This is a genomic window from Ancylobacter radicis, from assembly GCF_018449475.1.
Taxonomy (GTDB): Bacteria; Pseudomonadota; Alphaproteobacteria; order Rhizobiales; family Xanthobacteraceae; genus Ancylobacter; species Ancylobacter radicis.
The window spans coordinates 23,498-42,059 of sequence record NZ_JAHCQH010000014.1; the positions used below are offsets into that span (position 1 = coordinate 23,498).

At 67.4% G+C, this 18,562-nt stretch carries 17 protein-coding genes; 11 read left to right on the forward strand and 6 right to left on the reverse strand.

What is annotated here, in order from left to right; genetic code table 11:
* The first annotated feature begins 92 nt into the window (after positions 1-92).
* Positions 93-1,373: a right-handed parallel beta-helix repeat-containing protein gene (locus KIP89_RS03190; RefSeq protein ID WP_213753973.1), complete on the forward strand. Its 1,281-nt coding sequence runs from the start codon at positions 93-95 to the stop codon at positions 1,371-1,373.
* A gap of 16 nt (positions 1,374-1,389) precedes the next feature.
* Here KIP89_RS03190 and galE read toward each other — a convergent pair whose 3' ends face one another.
* Together galE and KIP89_RS03200 are read right to left on the reverse strand one after the other, a co-directional pair.
* Positions 1,390-2,388: a UDP-glucose 4-epimerase GalE gene (galE, locus tag KIP89_RS03195; RefSeq protein ID WP_213753974.1), complete on the reverse strand. Its 999-nt coding sequence runs from the start codon at positions 2,386-2,388 to the stop codon at positions 1,390-1,392.
* Positions 2,389-2,552: 164 nt separating this feature from the next.
* Positions 2,553-3,875, reverse strand: coding sequence for a glycoside hydrolase family protein (locus KIP89_RS03200; protein WP_213753975.1), 1,323 nt, complete (start codon positions 3,873-3,875; stop codon positions 2,553-2,555).
* Positions 3,876-4,127: 252 nt separating this feature from the next.
* Here KIP89_RS03200 and putA point away from each other — a divergent pair, with 252 nt between their 5' ends.
* Both putA and KIP89_RS03210 read left to right on the forward strand, forming a co-directional pair.
* Positions 4,128-7,961 (forward strand): trifunctional transcriptional regulator/proline dehydrogenase/L-glutamate gamma-semialdehyde dehydrogenase, encoded by a 3,834-nt coding sequence (putA, locus tag KIP89_RS03205; RefSeq protein ID WP_213753976.1) that lies wholly within the window; start codon positions 4,128-4,130, stop codon positions 7,959-7,961.
* A gap of 70 nt (positions 7,962-8,031) precedes the next feature.
* Positions 8,032-9,060, forward strand: coding sequence for an LLM class flavin-dependent oxidoreductase (locus KIP89_RS03210; RefSeq protein WP_213753977.1), 1,029 nt, complete (start codon positions 8,032-8,034; stop codon positions 9,058-9,060).
* Here the strand turns inward: KIP89_RS03210 and KIP89_RS03215 are convergent.
* The 3 genes from KIP89_RS03215 to KIP89_RS03225 all read right to left on the reverse strand — a co-directional run bounded on the left by KIP89_RS03215 (position 9,057) and on the right by KIP89_RS03225 (position 11,557).
* On the reverse strand, positions 9,057-10,001 hold the full coding sequence (locus KIP89_RS03215; RefSeq protein ID WP_250152175.1) for a DMT family transporter: 945 nt from the start codon (positions 9,999-10,001) through the stop codon (positions 9,057-9,059). The two genes, KIP89_RS03210 and KIP89_RS03215, sit on opposite strands and share 4 nt — an antisense overlap.
* 103 nt (positions 10,002-10,104) lie before the next feature.
* On the reverse strand, positions 10,105-11,283 hold the full coding sequence (locus KIP89_RS03220) for an FAD-dependent monooxygenase (RefSeq protein ID WP_213753978.1): 1,179 nt from the start codon (positions 11,281-11,283) through the stop codon (positions 10,105-10,107).
* A gap of 25 nt (positions 11,284-11,308) precedes the next feature.
* A complete protein-coding gene (locus KIP89_RS03225) occupies positions 11,309-11,557 on the reverse strand; it encodes a zinc-finger domain-containing protein (protein WP_213753979.1) in 249 nt (82 codons plus the stop codon).
* A gap of 114 nt (positions 11,558-11,671) precedes the next feature.
* Here KIP89_RS03225 and KIP89_RS03230 point away from each other — a divergent pair, with 114 nt between their 5' ends.
* The 6 genes from KIP89_RS03230 to KIP89_RS03255 all read left to right on the forward strand — a co-directional run bounded on the left by KIP89_RS03230 (position 11,672) and on the right by KIP89_RS03255 (position 16,137).
* On the forward strand, positions 11,672-12,733 hold the full coding sequence (locus KIP89_RS03230) for a hypothetical protein (RefSeq protein WP_369807037.1): 1,062 nt from the start codon (positions 11,672-11,674) through the stop codon (positions 12,731-12,733).
* A 122-nt stretch (positions 12,734-12,855) separates the two neighbouring features.
* On the forward strand, positions 12,856-13,608 hold the full coding sequence (locus KIP89_RS03235) for an alpha/beta fold hydrolase (protein WP_213753980.1): 753 nt from the start codon (positions 12,856-12,858) through the stop codon (positions 13,606-13,608).
* 115 nt (positions 13,609-13,723) lie between these two features.
* Complete coding sequence (gene cysE / locus KIP89_RS03240; protein WP_213753981.1) at positions 13,724-14,569, forward strand: serine O-acetyltransferase; 846 nt, start codon at positions 13,724-13,726, stop codon at positions 14,567-14,569.
* A gap of 178 nt (positions 14,570-14,747) precedes the next feature.
* Positions 14,748-14,960 (forward strand): DUF3126 family protein, encoded by a 213-nt coding sequence (locus tag KIP89_RS03245; RefSeq protein ID WP_213753982.1) that lies wholly within the window; start codon positions 14,748-14,750, stop codon positions 14,958-14,960.
* Positions 14,961-14,978: 18 nt separating this feature from the next.
* On the forward strand, positions 14,979-15,509 hold the full coding sequence (locus KIP89_RS03250; RefSeq protein WP_213753983.1) for a gamma carbonic anhydrase family protein: 531 nt from the start codon (positions 14,979-14,981) through the stop codon (positions 15,507-15,509).
* A gap of 82 nt (positions 15,510-15,591) precedes the next feature.
* Complete coding sequence (locus KIP89_RS03255; RefSeq protein ID WP_213753984.1) at positions 15,592-16,137, forward strand: GNAT family N-acetyltransferase; 546 nt, start codon at positions 15,592-15,594, stop codon at positions 16,135-16,137.
* Positions 16,138-16,155: 18 nt separating this feature from the next.
* On the opposite strand, the gene KIP89_RS03260 is transcribed toward KIP89_RS03255, so the two are convergent.
* Positions 16,156-16,824 (reverse strand): transglutaminase-like cysteine peptidase, encoded by a 669-nt coding sequence (locus tag KIP89_RS03260; protein ID WP_213753985.1) that lies wholly within the window; start codon positions 16,822-16,824, stop codon positions 16,156-16,158.
* 375 nt (positions 16,825-17,199) lie between these two features.
* Between KIP89_RS03260 and KIP89_RS03265 the strand changes: the two genes are divergently transcribed.
* Together KIP89_RS03265 and KIP89_RS03270 are read left to right on the forward strand one after the other, a co-directional pair.
* Positions 17,200-17,973: a rhomboid family intramembrane serine protease gene (locus KIP89_RS03265; protein ID WP_213754491.1), complete on the forward strand. Its 774-nt coding sequence runs from the start codon at positions 17,200-17,202 to the stop codon at positions 17,971-17,973.
* Positions 17,974-18,112: 139 nt separating this feature from the next.
* The gene (locus KIP89_RS03270) at positions 18,113-18,544 is read left to right on the forward strand and encodes a CBS domain-containing protein (RefSeq protein ID WP_213753986.1); all 432 of its coding nucleotides are present in this window, start codon (positions 18,113-18,115) and stop codon (positions 18,542-18,544) included.
* Positions 18,545-18,562 lie beyond the last annotated feature (18 nt).

Below are 18,562 nucleotides of genomic sequence, written 5' to 3' on the forward strand. Positions count from 1 at the left end.
TATTTTCGGCCCCTGTGACTGGGGAGGATGGGCAAGGATTTGTCCCGTCGCCGCGACGGGGCGGTCTGGCAGGGTAGGCGAGGGGGGCAGGTATGAAGAAGCTGGTGGGCGTTGTCCTGTTGTTGCTTGCGCTCGTGCCCCAGGCCTCTGCCGCGGACATGGCGCCTTGCCCCTCGAACGACTTCGCGTGCATCCGCGGTCAACTCGCCACGGCATTCGAGCGGAGCCTTGACGCGATTCCGACGGAGATGGTCAGGCTTGACGACGTCTATGATCCCGAGGCCGGACGCGATTTCTCCGCTGCGATCAAGGCGATCCAGGAGGCGCATCCGACTGGCGCTGTGGTCGTCCTTGGCAAGCATCGGTATCTTCAAGACCGCGTGGCTCCGGTGAACAGGCCGAATATTCTGATCTATGGGCCGGAGGCGGAAATCCACGCGACTGATCCGCTCGCGCAACTCATCAATGTTTCCGGCGCCCATAGCGCCATTTACGGTGCGCAACTATCAGGCGTCAGCCGACAGCGTGGCCAAAAACTGACCATGGTGCGGCTCGTCCTCAGCGGAGAGGGCAATGGCGTCGCTGCGGCGAAGGTCGTTGATTCCGGCGCGGCGGGCATCGCCGCCGTCGGCGCCCGTCACTTTCGCATCACGGACAATCTCGTGCGCGATACCAAGGCAGATGGCATCCACGTCACGCAGGGCAGCCGGGGAGGCCTGATCGCGCGCAATGTCGTGGAGAATTCCGGTGACGACCTGATTGCGGTGGTTTCCTACGACAATGGTAAGCGCCTCGTGCAGGACGTGCTCGTCACGGACAATGTAGGCGTCGGCAATCGCTGGGGACGGGGCATCACCGTGATTGGCGGTCGTGATGTGACAATCACCGGCAATGTCATTGAGGGCGTGGCGGCCGGTGCCTCGATCCGGATTGCTCAGGAGCGGGTCTATGGCACCTACGGCGTGCGCAACATTCTCGTCGAGCGCAACACGCTGGTGAACACGCAGACCCGCACCCGGCCTCTGCATACGCCCGGCTACACGCCGCAAGGGGCCATCGATCTGTATGCCGATGAGGGTGCCGAGCGTTCGGAAACATCCGGGATCTATGGGGTAACGATCCGCGACAATCTCATTGTCGGCAGCCGCGTCGGCGGCGTGACCGTCAGCGGCGTCGATATGGGCAACGTCATTATCGAGGATAACAACTTCGTCTCCGTCGAGCCGGATTATGTGTTCGTGCTCCGCGGGGAGGATGCCTGCGCCACCGACTGCCGCGTCGCCGGCAATCGGCTCAACGGTCAGAAGCTGCCGGATGCGAAGGCAGACGGCAAGGTCTGGCCGGCATCGGGAAGCTCTCAGCCAGCGCCCTGACTGGAGTTGAGCGCCGTCAGCTCGCCCGCTTGCCGGGGTGCTGGAGTGTCTGATGCACGCGCCAGGCGTCCTCGATCATCTGGGAGAGCGTGGAGCGCGCCGGCTGCCAGCCGAGATCGCGCGCAGCGGCCACGCTGCCGGATACCAGCCGCGCGGCATCGCCGCCCCGCCGTGGCCCGATCTCCGTGCGGATCTGGCTGGCGGTTACCTCCTGCGCCTCGGCGATCACCTCGCGAACCGAGAAGCCCCGGCTGCTGCCGAGGCAGAACACGCGGTTGCCTTTGCCGGCCTCCAGCCAGTGCACCCCCGCCACATGGGCGTCGACGAGATCGCTCACATGGACATAGTCGCGGATGCAGGTGCCGTCGGGCGTGGGGTAATCGGTACCGAAAATGGTGACCTTGTCGCGCTCGCCGCTCGCCACGTCGAGCAGGATGGGGATGAGATGGGTTTCGGGGGTATGGAACTCGCCGATCTCTCCCTCTGGGTCGGCGCCGGCGACGTTGAAATAGCGGAAAATCACACTGTTCAGGCCATAGGTGGCGCCGAAATCGCTGATCATGTCCTCAATGGCGCGCTTGGACGCACCATAGGCGTTGATCGGGCGCTGTGGCGTCGCCTCATCAAGCAGCACGCCGTCCTGATCGCCATAGGTGGCACAGGTTGAGGAGAAGACGATGTCGCGGCAGCTATGGTCGGCCATGGCCTGAAGTAGGGTGACAGCCCCGCCGATATTCGCACTCCAATATTTGCCGGGATCGCGCACCGCTTCGCCGACCTGGCTGAGCGCGGCGAAATGCATAACCGCCTTTGGTTTCCACCGATCGAACACGTCATCGAGCCGGGCGCGGTCGCGCAGGTCGCCCTTTTCAAAGGGGCCGAATTTGACGACCTCGGCCCAGCCGGTCTCGAGATTGTCGAAAGTGATCGGAGTGTAGCCGGCGCGCTGAAGCGCCTTGCAAGCGTGGGAGCCGATATAGCCGGCGCCGCCGGTGACTAGGATATTGTTGTTCATTCGGCTTGTCGCTGTTCCCACCCATCACGCTTGCTGACCGCCCCGCAACGTCCGGCATCGCTCCGGCCGGGGCGCGGGGAGGATGGGCGATTCGCGCGGGTGCCGCGTTGGCACAGAATAGAGCGCGGCCCCGGCCGGCGGTAGCCGGCTGGGGCTGTACTGGATCAGCGTGGCCAGCCCGCCATCAGCGCGGTGATCACTGCCTGGCGCGGGCTGCGTTGGTCGAGCGGCAAGGCGGGGGCGCTGGTGCTGTTGTCCCAGGGATTGGCTGGATCGCGCCCCGTGCCGACCGCGACGCTGTAGAGGCCGAAGCCATCCTGATCCCAGTAGTAATTGGGGAAGCCGCAGGCGATGGGGCCACCATACCAAGTGTAGATGTTTGGCATGGCGAAGGGGCCGCCACCGTCGCTGCCCGCTGGGATATCCGGCGCCGTCGCGTCCGGGCAGCTGGCATTGGGAGCGATGGAGTAGGACGACTGGTTCCACCATTCATCGCAGAACTCAAAGTAGCAGACCCCGGCGCAGACCGCCTGCTGATAGGCCTGCGGGATCATGGTCGCGACCACGGTAGCGGTGCGCCCTTCGGTGGTGGCGTCGGAATAGATGCCGGTCGGGTCGAGCGCGTCGGGTCGGCTGGTCGCGGGGAAACCATATTCGCTGAGCAGCACCGGCTTCAGCGCCGCGCCAGTGAGCGTGGCATAGCCGGTCGGGTAGGAGGTGGTGCCGCCGAATACCGGGGCCAGCGTCTGCGGCTGGTAGCTGTTCACGCCCCAGAAATCGATGTCCGGGCATTGGGCCATGTAGCTCTGGCAGTTCTGGCAGATGCCGGGGTCGTCGTGATTGGCGATGCCGACCAGCTTGGTGGGGGCGAGTTGCTTCACCAAAGCGGCGATGGCCTGCACCTGCCCCCACCAGTACTGCGCATTGGCGGTGGGGCCATAGGTATCGACCGCACCATTATCGACCTCATTGGCCACGGTGAAACCCATCACCGCCGGGTGGTCCGCCATCTGGCTCACCGTGGCGATGATATTGTTCTTCCACCAGCTGGCGTCCGGGTCCGGTGTCTGGCCGAGGCAGAAAAGCTGGATCGGCAGGGGCAGGCCGACCAGTACATAGAGCCCGGCCGCCTCGCAGGCGTCGAGGAAATTGGTGTGGGTGTAAATCTGGCTGCTGAGCGGATTGGTGTTTTGGTAGGCGATCATCGAATAGACGCGGATCACATTGATGCCCAGCGCCTGGAGCATCGGCAGATCCTGCGACCAGGTGCCCTGCCAGCTGGTGGTGCCGGGATAGGAATCCCAGAAGAAGTCACCGATCGCCGCGAAATTGTCGGAACTGCCGATCGGGCAGGGGGAATAGCAGATGCCCTTCACCGCAAAGGGCAGGGGCGTTCCCAGATTGACCTGGCGGATGAAAGTGGCGGCCGGGCCGCCCGTGGTCTGGGTGATGCGGGTGGACCAGATACTGCTCGGCGCTCCTGACATGAATGCCTCCCATGCCCCGCATTGTTCCATTCCAGGGCGGAATGGCCGGCGGGTGTGGTGGCATGGTACGTCAACTCGTGGATGAATGCTGCCCCATGGTAATCTGGACCCGATGGTGCCGGATGTTGCCCCGGTCGGGCGGTCGAATGCCCAGGCATTCGGGAGCTTTTGACCGATAGGTGCAACCTTGTGCTTGCCGGGTTGCACCTGTATGCTCTTGGCCATTCATTTTGACGCGAGGAGAGCCGGGCCATGTCTGCCACAACCATGGGCGTGAAGATCGACGAGGAGCTTCGGGCCCGGTTGAAGGCGGCGGCGGAGCGGCAGGGATGCACGCCTCATGCCCTTGTGAAACAGGCGATCATGCACGCGGTCGGTCGGGTGGAACTCGGTCTTCCGCCCCAGGCGGAGGAAGGGGGCGGCGACGCGGAGGCGGGGGTATCTCTTGAGGGGGTCGAGAGCCCGTTCCTGCCCTTCGCGCGCTCGATCCGGCCGCAGGGTGTGCTGCGGGCGCGGATCACCAATGCCTACCGGATGCCCGAGACCGAGGCGGTGCCGCTGCTGATCGGCGCGGCCGATCTGCCGGCCCCGCGCGCCGAGGCGGCAAGGGCCCGCGCGCAGGGACTGGTCGAGGCGCTCAGGGCGAAGGGTCAGAAGGGCCCGGTGGAAGGGTTGATCCACGAATATTCGCTCTCCAGCCAGGAGGGCGTCGCGCTCATGTGCCTGGCCGAGGCGCTGCTGCGCATTCCCGACCGGGCGACGCGGGACGCGCTGATCCGCGATAAGATCGGCCGCGGCGACTGGCAGTCCCATCTCGGACATAGCCCCTCGCTGTTCGTCAATGCGGCGACCTGGGGGCTGGTGCTCACCGGCAAGCTGACCACCACGTCGAGTGAGATTGGCCTGACTGGCGCTCTCACCAAACTCATCGGTCGCGGCGGTGAACCCGTCATCCGCAAGGGCGTCGATGTCGCCATGCGGATGATGGGCGAGCAGTTTGTCACCGGCCAGACCATCTCCGAGGCGCTGGCCAATTCCCGCCGCATGGAGGCGAAGGGCTTCCGCTATTCCTTCGACATGCTGGGCGAGGCGGCCACCACCGAGGCCGATGCGCAGCGTTACCTCGCCGATTACGAGCAGGCGATCCATGCCATCGGCAAGGCCTCGGCCGGGCGCGGCATCTATGAGGGGCCGGGCATCTCGATCAAGCTGTCGGCCCTGCATCCGCGCTACAGCCGCGCGCAATATGGGCGCGTTATCAGCGAGTTACTGCCGCGTGTTAAAACGTTGGCGAAGCTCGCGCGGCACTATGACATCGGCCTCAATATCGACGCAGAGGAAGCCGACCGGCTTGAAATCTCGCTCGACCTGCTGGAGGCACTGTGTTTCGATGAAGGCTTAAGTGGCTGGAACGGCATCGGTTTTGTCGTTCAGGCGTATCAGAAGCGCTGCCCTTATGTGATCGATTACCTGATCGACCTCGCGCGCCGCTCGAACCACCGCATCATGGTGCGGCTGGTGAAGGGCGCCTATTGGGACAGCGAGATCAAGCGCGCGCAAATGGACGGGCTGGAAGGCTTTCCGGTCTATACGCGCAAGATCCACACCGACATTTCCTATCTCGCCTGCGCCCGCAAGCTGCTGGCGGCACCCGACGCGGTGTTCCCGCAATTTGCCACCCACAACGCCCAGACGCTCTCCACCGTGATGGAAATGGCGGGCGCTAACTACTATGCCGGACAATATGAATTTCAGTGTCTTCACGGCATGGGCGAGCCGCTTTACGAGGAAGTGGTGGGCCGCGAGAAGCTGGGCCGGCCGTGCCGCGTCTATGCTCCCGTCGGCACGCATGAGACGCTGCTCGCCTATCTGGTGCGCCGGCTGCTGGAGAACGGCGCCAACTCCTCTTTCGTCAATCGCATCGCCGATGAGAGCGTGCCGGTCGAGGAACTGACCGAGAGCCCGGTCGAGGGCGCCCGGCGGATCGAGCCGCTTGGCGCGCCGCATCCGCGCATCGCCGCCCCCGTCGATCTGTTCGGGCCGGCACGCCGCAATTCGGCGGGGCTGGACCTGTCCAATGAGCAGCGCCTCGCCTCGCTCGCCGCCGCGCTGCTGGCCGGTAGTGCCGCCCCGGCGCGGGCGGTGCCGCTGCTGGGCGACGGGCCGGCTGCCGGTATCGCGCACGCCGTCACCAACCCTGCGGATCGGCGCGATGAGGTGGGCACGGTCGAGGAGGCGACGCCTGCCCTGGCGAGCCGCGCCATGGAGATCGCGCAGGCCAGCGCCCCGATCTGGCAGTCGACCCCGCCGGCCGAGCGTGCCGCCTGCCTGATGCGCGCGGCCGAGATCATGGAGGCGCGGCTGCCGGCGCTGATCGGTCTCATTGTGCGGGAGGCCGGAAAATCCTTCGCCAATGCTATTGGTGAAGTGCGCGAAGCCGTTGATTTTCTGCGCTATTATGGCGCCGAGGTGCGCGAGCGTTTCGCCGCCGAAACCCATCGCCCGCTCGGCCCGGTGGTCTGCATCAGCCCGTGGAATTTCCCGCTCGCCATCTTCACAGGGCAGGTGGCCGCCGCGCTGGCCGCCGGCAATGCGGTGGTGGCCAAGCCCGCCGAGGAAACGCCGCTCATTGCCGCCGCCGCCGTCGAGATCCTGCGCGAGGCCGGGGTGCCGGCGGGTGCGGTGCAGCTTGTACCGGGCGCGGGGGACATTGGCGCGGCGCTGGTCGGGGATGCGCGCACGCGCGGCGTGATGTTCACCGGCTCGACCGATGTGGCGCGGCTGATCCAGCGCCAGCTTGCCGAGCGGCTGAGCCCGGAGGGTCGCACCATTCCGCTGATCGCCGAGACCGGCGGGCAGAACGCGATGATCGTCGATTCCTCGGCGCTGGCCGAGCAGGTGGTGGCGGATGTGCTGGCCTCCGCCTTCGATTCCGCCGGCCAACGCTGCTCGGCGCTGCGCGTCCTCTGCCTTCAGGAGGACGTCGCCGATCGGGTTCTGGAGATGCTGCGCGGCGCCCTGCGGGAACTCGTGGTCGGCAATCCCGTGCATCTGGCGACCGATATCGGGCCGGTCATCACCCCTGAGGCCAAGGCGATGATCGAGGCCCATGTCGAACGGATGCGCAAGGCAGGTCACCGCGTCGAGCAGACCGCGCTTTCCGAGGCGACCGGGCAGGGCAGCTTTGTGCCGCCCACCCTCATCGAGATCGACAGCATCGCCGCGCTCACGCGCGAAGTGTTCGGCCCGGTGCTGCATGTGGTGCGCTACCGCCGCGACGAACTCGACCGGCTGATCGCGGATATCAACGCCACCGGCTATGGGCTGACCTTCGGCCTGCACACCCGCATTGACGAGACCATCGCCCATGTCAGCCGCCGCATCGAGGCCGGCAATCTCTATGTGAACCGCAACATCATCGGCGCCGTCGTCGGCGTCCAGCCCTTTGGCGGGCATGGGCTTTCCGGCACAGGACCGAAGGCCGGCGGACCGCTTTATCTCGGCCGATTGCTGGCGACGCGCCCGGCCATGCCCGCGCTGTCCGGCTATGCCCCCGAGGCGGCGCGGCTCTGGACCGACTTCGTGAACGAGCCCGCGACGCGCGAGCATTGCGGCGTCGTGCTCGCCGCCTCCCCCTGCGGCGCCGCTGTCGAGCTGGCGGGGCCTGTGGGCGAGCGCAACCTCTATGAGCTGGCGCCGCGCGGCACCGTGCTGTGCCTCGCCGCGACCGAACGGGGGCTCGATGTGCAGATCGCCAGCGCCCTCGCCACCGGCAACAAGGTGCTGCTGCAGGGCAGCTCCATGCCCGCCCTGCCGGCGGGGATCGAGGATCGGTTCATCATCGTCGAGACCATCGAGGGGGTAGATTTTGATGCCGTGCTGTTCGAGGGAGATGGTGACGCATTGGCGCGGCTGAACCAGCTCGTCGCCACGCGCGAGGGCCCGATCGTTCTGGTGCATGGGCTCGATCCCGATGCTCTGGCACGCGGCGAGTGCTATCCGCTCGACCTGCTGATGCTGGAACGTTCGATCAGCACCAACACGGCGGCGGCGGGCGGCAATGCCAGTCTGATGAGCATCGGCTGAGGCATGCGTTCACGGGCGCTGACCTTGGGTCACGCCTTGCGCGCCGTCCGGGCGCGCCTAAGTGAGGGAGATGTCCCAGCTCTCCGATATCCCCCTCTCCGTACTCGACCTCTCCTTTGTCGCCGAAGGCGGCACGGGGCCGCAGGCGCTGCACGGCACGCTCGATCTGGCCCGCCATGTCGATACGCTCGGCTATGATCGGTTCTGGGTCGCCGAACATCACAATCTGCCATCCGTCGCCTCCGGCGCGCCGGATGTGATGGCCGGGCAGATCCTCGCCGCGACCTCGCGCATCCGCGTCGGCTCGGGCGGTGTGATGCTGCCCAACCACGCCCCGCTGATGGTGGCCGAGCGTTTCAAGGTGCTGGAGGCGCTCTATCCCGACCGGGTCGATCTCGGCCTCGGCCGGGCGCCGGGCACTGACCAGATCACCTCCCACGCGCTGCGCCGGCGGCAGGATATCGATCCGGGCGACGATTTCCTCGACCGGCTGAAGGAACTGATGCTGTGGGACACCGGCCAATGGCCGGCCGATCATCCCTACCGCACCATTCAGGTCATGCCGGTCGATGTGCGCCTGCCGCCGATCTGGCTGCTCGGCTCGTCCGGCTACAGCGCGCGCCTGGCGGCGCAGATCGGGGTGGGCTTCGCCTTCGCCCATCACTTCGCCCAGCATGACGTGCTCGACGCCATGCTGAGCTACCGTGCCGGTTTCCAGCCTTCGGAGCGGTTGGCGGCGCCGCATGCCATCCTTGCGCTGTCGGTGGTGTGCGCGCCGACCGATGAGGAGGCCGAATGGCTGGCCGGCAGCGTCGATCTCGCCCATCTGCGCCGCGCGCGGGGCGATTACCGGCCGATCCCGAGCGCCGAGGCGGCCGCCGCCTTTCCCTATAGCGAGGCGGACCGTGTCTTCATCCGCCGCAATCGCGAGAAAGTGCTGGTGGGTGGCCCGGACCGGGTGGCGGAAGGCTTGCAGCGTTATCTTGATACCACCCAGGCGGATGAGCTGATGATCACCACGCCCATTCCCGATCTCGCCGCCAAGAAACGCTCCTACACGCTGGTCAAGGCGCTGCAGGCGGCGGCTGTCGCCGCCTAGGTGGAGGCCGGCTGTGTTGTGGCCGGCTCGGCAGTGGCGCGGGCTGGCCGCGTCACCAGCCAGATGCCCAGCGCGATGGGGGCGATGCCGAGGAAATCGAGCGGCGGCACGGCCTCATTCAGCAGCAGCCAGCCGAACAGCAGGCCGAGCGGCGGCATGAGGAAGTGCAGGCTGGAGGCCGCCGTCGCGCTGGAGCGGGTGAGCAGATAGAACCACAGCCCATAGCCGCCGATCGACACGGCGACGACCAGAAAGGCAAGGCCGCCGAACAGGTTGGCGGTGAAGCGGATATCACCGAGGCTTTCGGTCGCCAGTGCGATGGGCACCAAAATGAGCCCGCCGGACAGGCACTGAATGGCATTGCCGGTCCATACGCCGCCGCGCGGCGCGAAATATTTGAACGCCAGCGTGCCGGCGGAGAGGGCGAGCATGCCGCAGGCGATGAGCATCGTGCCGGTCAGCGTCTCATGCGCGCCGGCAAGGCGGGAGCGCAGCACGATGACGACGCCGACAAGGCCGAGCGCGATGCCCGCCCATTTCAGCCCGGTCATCCGCTCGCCCAGCACCGGCCCGGCGAACAGCGCCACCACCAGCGGCAGGCAGCTGGTGAGCACGGCAGTATAGGCCGAGGAGGTGAAGGTCAGTGCGGTCCAGTTCAGCCCGAGATAGACCGCATTGTTGAGCAGGCCGATGAAGATCAGCGCCGCCACGTCGCGCCGGCGCATTTTCGGGCGCCCATCCACCAGCCAGGCCAGCGCCAGCATGATGATACCGGCGAGGACGAGGCGGGTGGCCAGAAGGGTGAGCGGCGGGCAGTCGGCCAGCGCCATCTTCGCGCCGGCAAAAGCCGAGGACCACAGCACGCAGAACACCGCGACCAGCAGCGGCAAGGGCAGGAAAGTGCGCGTGGGGGCGGCGAGGGATGGGGGCGCGGCGGGCATGGGCGGGTCTCCTTCAGGCGGGGGCGACCCTAGTGACGCGCCGTCAGATCGGGAAACGAGATGTTTTCATGGGTGTCATGAGAAAGCGCGATCTCACCCGCCGTCACGGCCGCCAGCCATAGATCCAGCGGTAACGCTCCAGCACCGCCTTGCCGGAGCGGGCGCGCATCACCAGATCGCGGGCGATCCGCGCCGGGCCACTGAGGTGATAGATCCGGTCCATGCCGCGCGCGGCGCTCTGCACCCGCGCGGTGCGCGGCCGGCGCAGCGCCTCGTAGCGGCGCAGGCTCGCGGGAATGTCGGTGCCCGTCTTGAGGCAGGCGGCCAGCACCACCGCGTCCTCGATCGCCTGCGCCGCGCCCTGCGCGAGGAAGGGGCACATGGCATGGGCGGCGTCGCCCAGCAGCGTCACCGGGCCGGCGCCCCAGACGGCGAGCGGATCGAGATCGAACAGCGCCCAGCGCAGCCAGCCCGGCGGCGCGGTAAGCAGCGTGTGCGCGTCATCGCACCAGCCGCGGTAATGGGCGAGCAGCTCCTGTGGCGCGGCGGGCACGCCCCAGCCATGGGTCTGGCGTTCATCCGGCGTGATGGCGACCAGATTGATCGCCGCGCCGGCCTTCACCGGATAGGACACGAGATGCGCGCCGGGCCCGAGCCAGAGCCGCGTTACCGGGTCGGAAAGCCGCGCCGGCAGGGCGGCGGCGGGGATGGTGGCGCGCCAGGCGGCGCGATGGCGGAAGGAGGGGGCGACGCCGGGATGCAGCCGCCCACGCACGGACGAGCGCAGCCCGTCGGCGCCGACCAGCGCGCAGGCATGGACCGATTCACTGTCGTCGCCATGCTCGGCCTGCACGGCAATGCCATTGGGCAGCGCGGTGAAGCCGTCAATGCGGCGTCCGAGGCGGATCTCGATGGCGGGATGTTCACGGGCGGCCTCCGCCAGCGCCTGTTGAAGATCGGCGCGGTGGATGACGAGGAATGGCCCGTCGAAGCGGGCTTCCGCCGCCGCGCCCATCGGGGCGCTGGTGAGCGTGCGCCCGCTGCGTCCGTCGATCACGGCAAAGCCGGTCGGGACCACGGCGCGGGCGCGCACGCGCTCATAGACGCCGAGCGATTGCAGGCATCGCGTGGCATTGGCGGCGAGCTGGACGCCCGCCCCGACCTCCTCGATCGCGCCGGCGCGTTCCAGCACGGTGACGCGGAAACCGGCCTTTGCCAGGGCGAGGGCGGCGGTGAGGCCGCCTATGCCGGCGCCGGCGACGACGATGCTGCGAGGCGCCACGTCATGCAGGTCCCATTAGACGGCGTCAGGCCGCGGCCGGCGTCTCGTAGAGGGCGCCCGGCGGGGTCGATTCGGTGCCGTGCAGATGGTGGTCGTATTTGTAGAGGGTCGAGCAATAGGGGCAGATGATCTCGACATCCGAGCCCATGTCGAGGAACACATGGGGGTGGTCATAGGGCGGGTGGGCACCGACGCACATGAATTCCTTGGCGCCGATGGAGATGCTCGGCACGCCCGCCGAATTGTGGAAGTGGGGAACGACGTGGCCCGCCATGATAGACATCCGCTCTCGTGATGAGGTCGGGCGGAACATAGCCGCTGCCGGCGCCCGGTCCAAGGGGGAAGCGCGCGTGATGCCCGCCTCGCCGCCACGATATGATAAACCCTTGTGGATCAAGCACTCCCTGCCTTCGCCACATTGCTGGGCGATGACCATGCGGCAATCCCGCGCGTGCCGCCCCATATCCATGTGATGCGCCGTTTCCTTGCCGCCGCCGCTTTCCTGCTCGCCTTTGCCGGGGCCGCCCATTGGGTGCTGCCCGCCGGGCGGCTGGCCTATGGGCTGATCGCCGCCGGGGATGATTCCGCGCGCATCGCTGATCTCCAGCTCGCCGGTGTGCTGGACGCAGCCCGCGCCGAGAGCGAGATCGCGGCGGCGCTGGCGGTCGATGATGGCGAGATGGCGCAGAGCTTCCTCGATCTCGCCGATGCGAGGGGTGTTAAAATACCTGTCGAGACCCGCGCGCGGGTGCTGCTGGCCAATAATGCGGGGGCCCAGGCGGCGCGCGGGGCGGGCAATTTCGGCCATGGTTTCGTGACCGGTGAGGTGGACGATGAGGCCAGTCTGGCCGGCTCTGTCGCGGGCGATCTAACGGTCTGGGGCGATGTGCGCGACCTCGGCCGGCAGGCGATCCACTGGGCGCGGGGCGAGCCGGTGGACGAATTCATGGTTGCACTGGCCGGCGTGGGTATCGTCGCCACGGGTGCAACCTATGCCGCGTTCGGGGCGCCACTCACCCTGCGCGCCGGCCTCAGCGTGGTGAAGGGCGCGCGCCGCGTCGGGGCCCTCGGCGGGCGTTTCGCTGGCCATCTGGTCGATGCGGCCCGTAGCGGGCGCCGGGTGCAGGCGGTGGGCGCGGTGGCCGATCTGGGGCGTGCCTCGACCAAGGCGGGCACGCGCGCCGCCTTTGCCGGTCTCACCCATGTCGACGATGCCGCCGGGGCCGCGCGCCTCGCCCGGCTTGCCGACGTCAAGGGCGGGAAGACGCTGGCCATCGTCAAGCTGCTCGGGCGCGGGGCGCTGTTCGTGACCGAAGCACTGGCCAAGCTCGCCTTCTGGACCATCGCCGCCCTCATCAACGTGATCGGCCTCGTCGCCTCCTTCAATGCGATGGGGGTGGCAATGGTTCGCCCGCTGTGGAGGCGCCGTTCGGGGTTTCTGCCGGCGTGAGCGGCGCGCGGGCGGGGCGTGTGTGGCGGGTGCTTGCGTGGCGGGTGCTTGCGTGGCGGGTGCTTGTCGGGCCTTGCCCCACTCACTAGGTTGCGCGCTCCCCGCGACGGAGCCCACGACCCATGCCGACTTTCCATCATGACGGTGTCGACTTCGCCTATCTCGACGAGGGGCAGGGCGAGCCGATCCTGCTCATTCATGGCTTCGCCTCGACCAAGGAAATCAACTGGGTCGGGCCCGGTTGGGTGGCGGCTCTCACGGGTGCCGGAAGGCGGGTGATCGCGTTCGACAATCGCGGCCATGGCGCTTCCGGCAAGGTCTATGAAAGCGCGGCCTATGACCCGGCGGTGATGGCCGGGGATGCGCTGGCGCTGCTCGACCATCTCGCCATCCCGCGCGCGGATGTGATGGGCTATTCGATGGGCGGGCGTATCGGTGCGTGCCTCGCCCTTTCCGCACCCGAGCGTGTGCGCGCGCTCATTCTGGGCGGCATCGGCATTCATCTGGTGGAAGGGGCGGGGCTGCCGGTGACGGTGGCCGAGGCGCTGCTGGCGCCGAGCCTCGATGAGGTGACCGACCCGGTCGGGCGCACCTTCCGCGCCTTTGCCGAGCAGACCGGCAGCGACCGGCAGGCGCTCGCCGCCTGCATCTATGGCTCGCGTCGCACGTTGACCCGCGAGGAGGTGGGGCGGATCAGTGTCCCCACGCTGATCGCCATCGGCACGCGCGACGAGGTCTCCGGCGCCGGGGCGCCGCTGGCCGCGCTGATCCCCGACGCGCGGGCGGTCGACATTCCCGGCCGCGATCACATGCGCGCGGTGGGCGACAAGGCCTATAAGGAGGCGGTGCTGGCCTTTCTGGCCGAGCATGGCTGAGGCGTCCGCGCGACCGCCTCTGGACAGCGTAGGCTCGCCGACCCACCTGTGCTAAAACAGGCCAAAATCAGGGAGCCGGCGCCCCGGACACGGGCGGCGCCGAGGGAAGAAGCCAATGGCGCAGAACTCACTTCACCGCGTGGAGTTGCATGGCCGGACGCTGGACAAGGTCGACCCTGTCTGGTCGCGGATCCGCGCCGAGGCCGAGGAGATCACCGCCCGCGAGCCGGCCCTGGCCAGCTTCGTGTTCTCCACCGTTCTCTACCATCACTCGCTGGAGCGGGCGGTGGCGCACCGCATCTCGCAGCGGCTCGATCATGCGGATGTGCCGGGCGAACTGATCCGTCAGGCGTTCGATGACGCGGTGGCCGATGATCCCGGTCTCGGCGTTGCCATCCGCGCCGATATTCTCGCCGTCTGCGACCGCGACCCGGCGACCGAGCGGGCCATCGAGCCGCTGCTCTATTACAAGGGTTTCCACGCCATCCAGACCCACCGTCTGGCGCACTGGCTGCTGAAAAGCGGGCGCAAGGATTTCGCGCTCTATCTGCAGAGCCGGGCCTCGGTGGTGTTTCAGGTCGACATCAACCCGGCGGCCCCGTTCGGGCGCGGCATCTTCTTCGACCATGCCACCGGGATCGTGGTCGGCGAGACGGCGGTGATCGAGGACAATGTGTCGATCCTTCAGGGCGTGACGCTCGGCGGGACCGGCAAGGAACATGGCGACCGCCACCCGAAAATCCGCCGCGGCGTGCTGATCGGCGCCGGCGCCAAGGTGCTCGGCAATATCGAGGTGGGCCATTGCGCCCGCATCGCCGCCGGCTCGGTGGTGCTCAAGCCCGTGCCGGCCAAGACCACGGTGGCCGGCGTGCCGGCCCGCGTAGTCGGGGAAGCGGGCTGTGCCGAGCCCTCGCGCACCATGAACCAGATCCTCGATCCCTCCTCCGGCGAGGCGATCTGACCCTTCCGGCGGGGCGGCACGCAAACGCGGTACGCAAACGACGTATCGGAAGCGACGTAGCGGAAGTAGCGTCGGAAGCGGCTTGCAGGAAGCTGCGGATCGGCTCCGCGCCGGGTTGCGCCCCGGCGCCCGGCATGGCAAGCCTGCCGCCCAACCCACCCATCGCGGAGCACGGATTTTGGAAAAGAAAGATTTCGAGCGCGTCCAGACCTATATGCGGCGCCTGTTCAGCAACACCCAGATCCGCGTCGTCGGGCGTCCGAAGAAGAAGGACTCGGCTGAAGTCTATATGGGTGACGAGTTCATCGGCGTCCTGTTCGAGGACAAGGAAGACGGCGAACTCTCCTATAACTTCCAGATGGCGATCCTCGACACCGACCTCGAGGACTGAGACCGGGGACACACGCTGATGCCGGTCTATGCGCTGGACGGGGTGGTGCCGGATCTTCCGGCGCCCGGCCGTTACTGGATTGCTCCGACGGCCGAGCTGATCGGCAATGTGGCGCTTGGAGACGAGGCGAGCCTGTGGTTCGGCTCGGTCATCCGCGGCGACAATGAACGCATCACCATCGGCGACCGGGTGAACATTCAGGAGCTGTGCCTGCTCCACACCGACCCCGGCTTCCCGATGACCATCGGCGCGGACTGCACGATCGGCCACAAAGCGACGCTGCATGGCTGCACCATCGGGCCGAACAGCCTGATCGGCATGGGCGCCACCCTGCTCAACGGCGCCCGGATCGGGCGCAATTGTCTGGTCGGCGCCGGCGCGCTGGTGACCGAGGGCAAGGAATTTCCCGACAATTCGCTGATCGTCGGGGCGCCCGCCAAGGCAATCCGCACCCTCGACGAGGCCATGGCCGCGCGCATTCACGGCACGGCGGCGCATTATGTGCGCAACTGGCGGCGCTTTGCCGAAGGTCTGGCGCGGGTCGACTAACGGGGACGGCCCCCGCTTCGCCCAATTTTCCTGTCCAGCCTGGCGTGCGGGCACGCTCGCCCGTCGCCGCCGGAGATCCCGCATGGACGCGATCCGAACCGAACGGCTGGTCCTGCGGAACTTCTGGCCCGAGGATGGCCCGGACCTGCTGGCCTATCTGCGGGAGCCGGGGGCCAGCTGCTATCTCTCCCTCAAGCTGGACGATCTGGCGGCCGCCGAGGCCGAGGCGGCCAAGCGCGCCGGCAGCGACGAGACCATTGCCGTCTGCCTCGCCGCAACCGGCCGGGTGATCGGCGATGTGTTCGCCATGCCGGAGCCGCCCGACACCTATGCCGTCGGCTGGAACTTCAACGCGGATGTCGGTGGGGCGGGCTTGGCCACCGAGGCCGCGCGGGCGCTGTTCGATCATCTGTTCACAGCCAAGCAGGCGCGGCGTCTCTATGCCTATGTCGAGGAGGACAACACCCCCTCGCGGCGCCTGTGCGAAAGGCTCGGCATGCGCGCGGAGGGGCTGTTCCGGGAGTTCATCTCCTTCCGCGAGGATGAGCACGGCCGACCGGTTTTCGAGAACACGCTGCAATACGCGCTGCTGCGCAAGGAGTGGCAGGGGCCGGCGCGGGCCGGTTGACCACCCGCGCCGCTCGCCTCAGTTCTGGCCGACCGTGGCGGGCGCCAGCACGTCGCCCAGCGAGACCCAGCGGTCCGGGAAGCCCTGCGCCTGCCGCTTGACGAAGCGATAGCCGGTTTCGTGCCAGAGCAGGATGGCGGCTTCCTGATTGTCCAGCACCAGATCGCCCCGGTCGCTGACCACGGTGAGCACCGAATGGCCGTCGCCCTGATGGTCGCGCACCACGGTGATGAGCAGCGTCTCGGCCGGCCAGCCGGCCTCGATCAGCCGGCGGCGCTTGAGCAGGACATAATCCTCGCAGTCGCCATAGCCGTCCTGCGGGTAGGTCCAGTGCTCGATCTCGCCATAGTGCTCGATGTCGGTGAGCGGCTGGATGGCGGCGTTCACCTCGTCATTGATGCGGCGCAGCTGGGCGAAATTCGCCTCGGTCAGCGCCACCTTGCCGCCGCGCCCATTGCCATTGCCGCAATCGGCGGGCTGCTCCGCGCAGAAGCGGGCATAGCCGATCGGCGTGGCGGTGTTGGCGCCGGTCATCATGTTCGAGCCGGGGGCGCTGCGCATCGCCAGATGCACATCGCCGACCCGCTCGCTCGCCTGCGCCGGGGAGGTGCCCCACACGCCCGCTATCGCCGCTATCACGACCGCTGCCGCCGCCGCGAGACGGGCTCGTTCGAGCCTCTTGTTCATCGCGTACCTCATTCCTGTCTATGGAAGACATCATGACAGCGATGTTTTTATTCTCGTCTAAGCGACGTCGAAGATTCACGACTACCTTGGATAGAGGTCGTTAACACCTGTTTCTCTTGCCATTAACCATTGATATTGGCAGGCTGTTCATCACGCGAATTAAGCCGGCCGCAACCCGGCGCCGCTAGAGCACGCGCCGACGCGCTTGCGCGACAAGCGCGTCGGACAACGCGTTCTCTATCTTGGAGTTGGAGGGCGATTGACCGATCAGATTGATTCAATCTGACCGGATCGCGCTCCGGCGCGCTCGATTCTTTGATCAGGCGCGCGCTGCGGGCGCTTGCCGGGCCGCGTGGCGGCGCCTATGTCATCGGCGTGCTTGACCCATCCCAGATTGCCACCCAACGCCGCCAGCCCATCCTCAACGTGCCGACGGTGATCACCGTCCTGGCGGCGGTGATGCTGGCCATCCAGCTCGTGCGCGACTGGGTCGACCCGGATACGGGCATCGAGATCCTCGCTCTGTTCGCCTTCATCCCGGCGCGGTTCGATCCTTCGATCCTCGCCGAGGGCGTGCTGCCGGGCGGAACGGGCGCGGATGTGTGGACCTTCGTCACCTATGCCTTCCTGCATGGCGGCTGGAGCCATGTCGGGCTGAACCTGCTGTGGATGCTGGCCTTCGGCAGCCCGGTGGCGCGCCGCTTCGGCACGCTGCGCTTCCTGGCGTTCTTCGTCGTCACGGTGGCGGCGGGGGCGGGGCTGCACCTTGTGACACATGAGGGCGAGCTGGTGCCGATGATCGGCGCCTCGGCGGCGGTGTCGGGCTGCATGGCGGCGGCGATCCGCTTCATGTTCGCTTCCGAAGGCCATGTGCGCTGGCAGCCGGACATGATGAGCGCCTCGGTGCGCTATCCCGCCCCGCCGCTCACCGTGGTGCTGCGGGACCGGCGGGTGATCGGCTTCGTCGGCGTGTGGTTCCTCATCAATATCGGCTTCGGCCTTCTCGGCCCGGCCGGGCTCACCGATGGCAGCATCGCCTGGGAAGCGCATATTGGCGGCTTCCTGGTCGGCCTTTTGATGTTCCCGCTATTCGATCCGGTGCGCCATTACCCCGACGAGCCCAGGCTCTCCGGGCGTTATCGGGGCTGATTTCCCCGCCTCCAGCAAGCCTCTTGCCTCCCGCAGCGTTAGGGTCGATCATTTCCGGCTCAGGCCACGCTCAAGCGCGGCTCTAACGAGCGACCGGCGGGCGAGCCGACCGGTTGCCGATGTGGGAAGGAGGCATGCCATGACGGTGCGTTCGATTCTGGACGAGAAGGGTTACGACGTGCAGACCATCGGCCCCGACGCGACCTTGCGCGAGGCGGTGGAGGCGCTGGCCGACAAGCGCATCGGCGCGATCGTGGTGACCGATGCCGAGCGCCGGGTGGTCGGCATCCTCTCCGAGCGCGACTGCGTGCGGGTGATCGGCCTCGACGGTCCGGGACGGCTCGACGATGCCGTCTCGACGGTGATGACCTCCAAGGTCGTGACCGCCGACGGCAACGAGACCGTGCATCAGGTGATGGAGCACATGACCGCCGGCCGCTTCCGCCATCTGCCGGTGGTGCAGGGCGGCAAGCTGCTCGGCATCATCTCGATCGGTGACGTGGTGAAGCATCGCCTGGCGGAGATGGAGCGCGAGAGCCACGCCATGCGCGAATACATCATGTCCACCTGACCGAACGGCGCTCCCGGC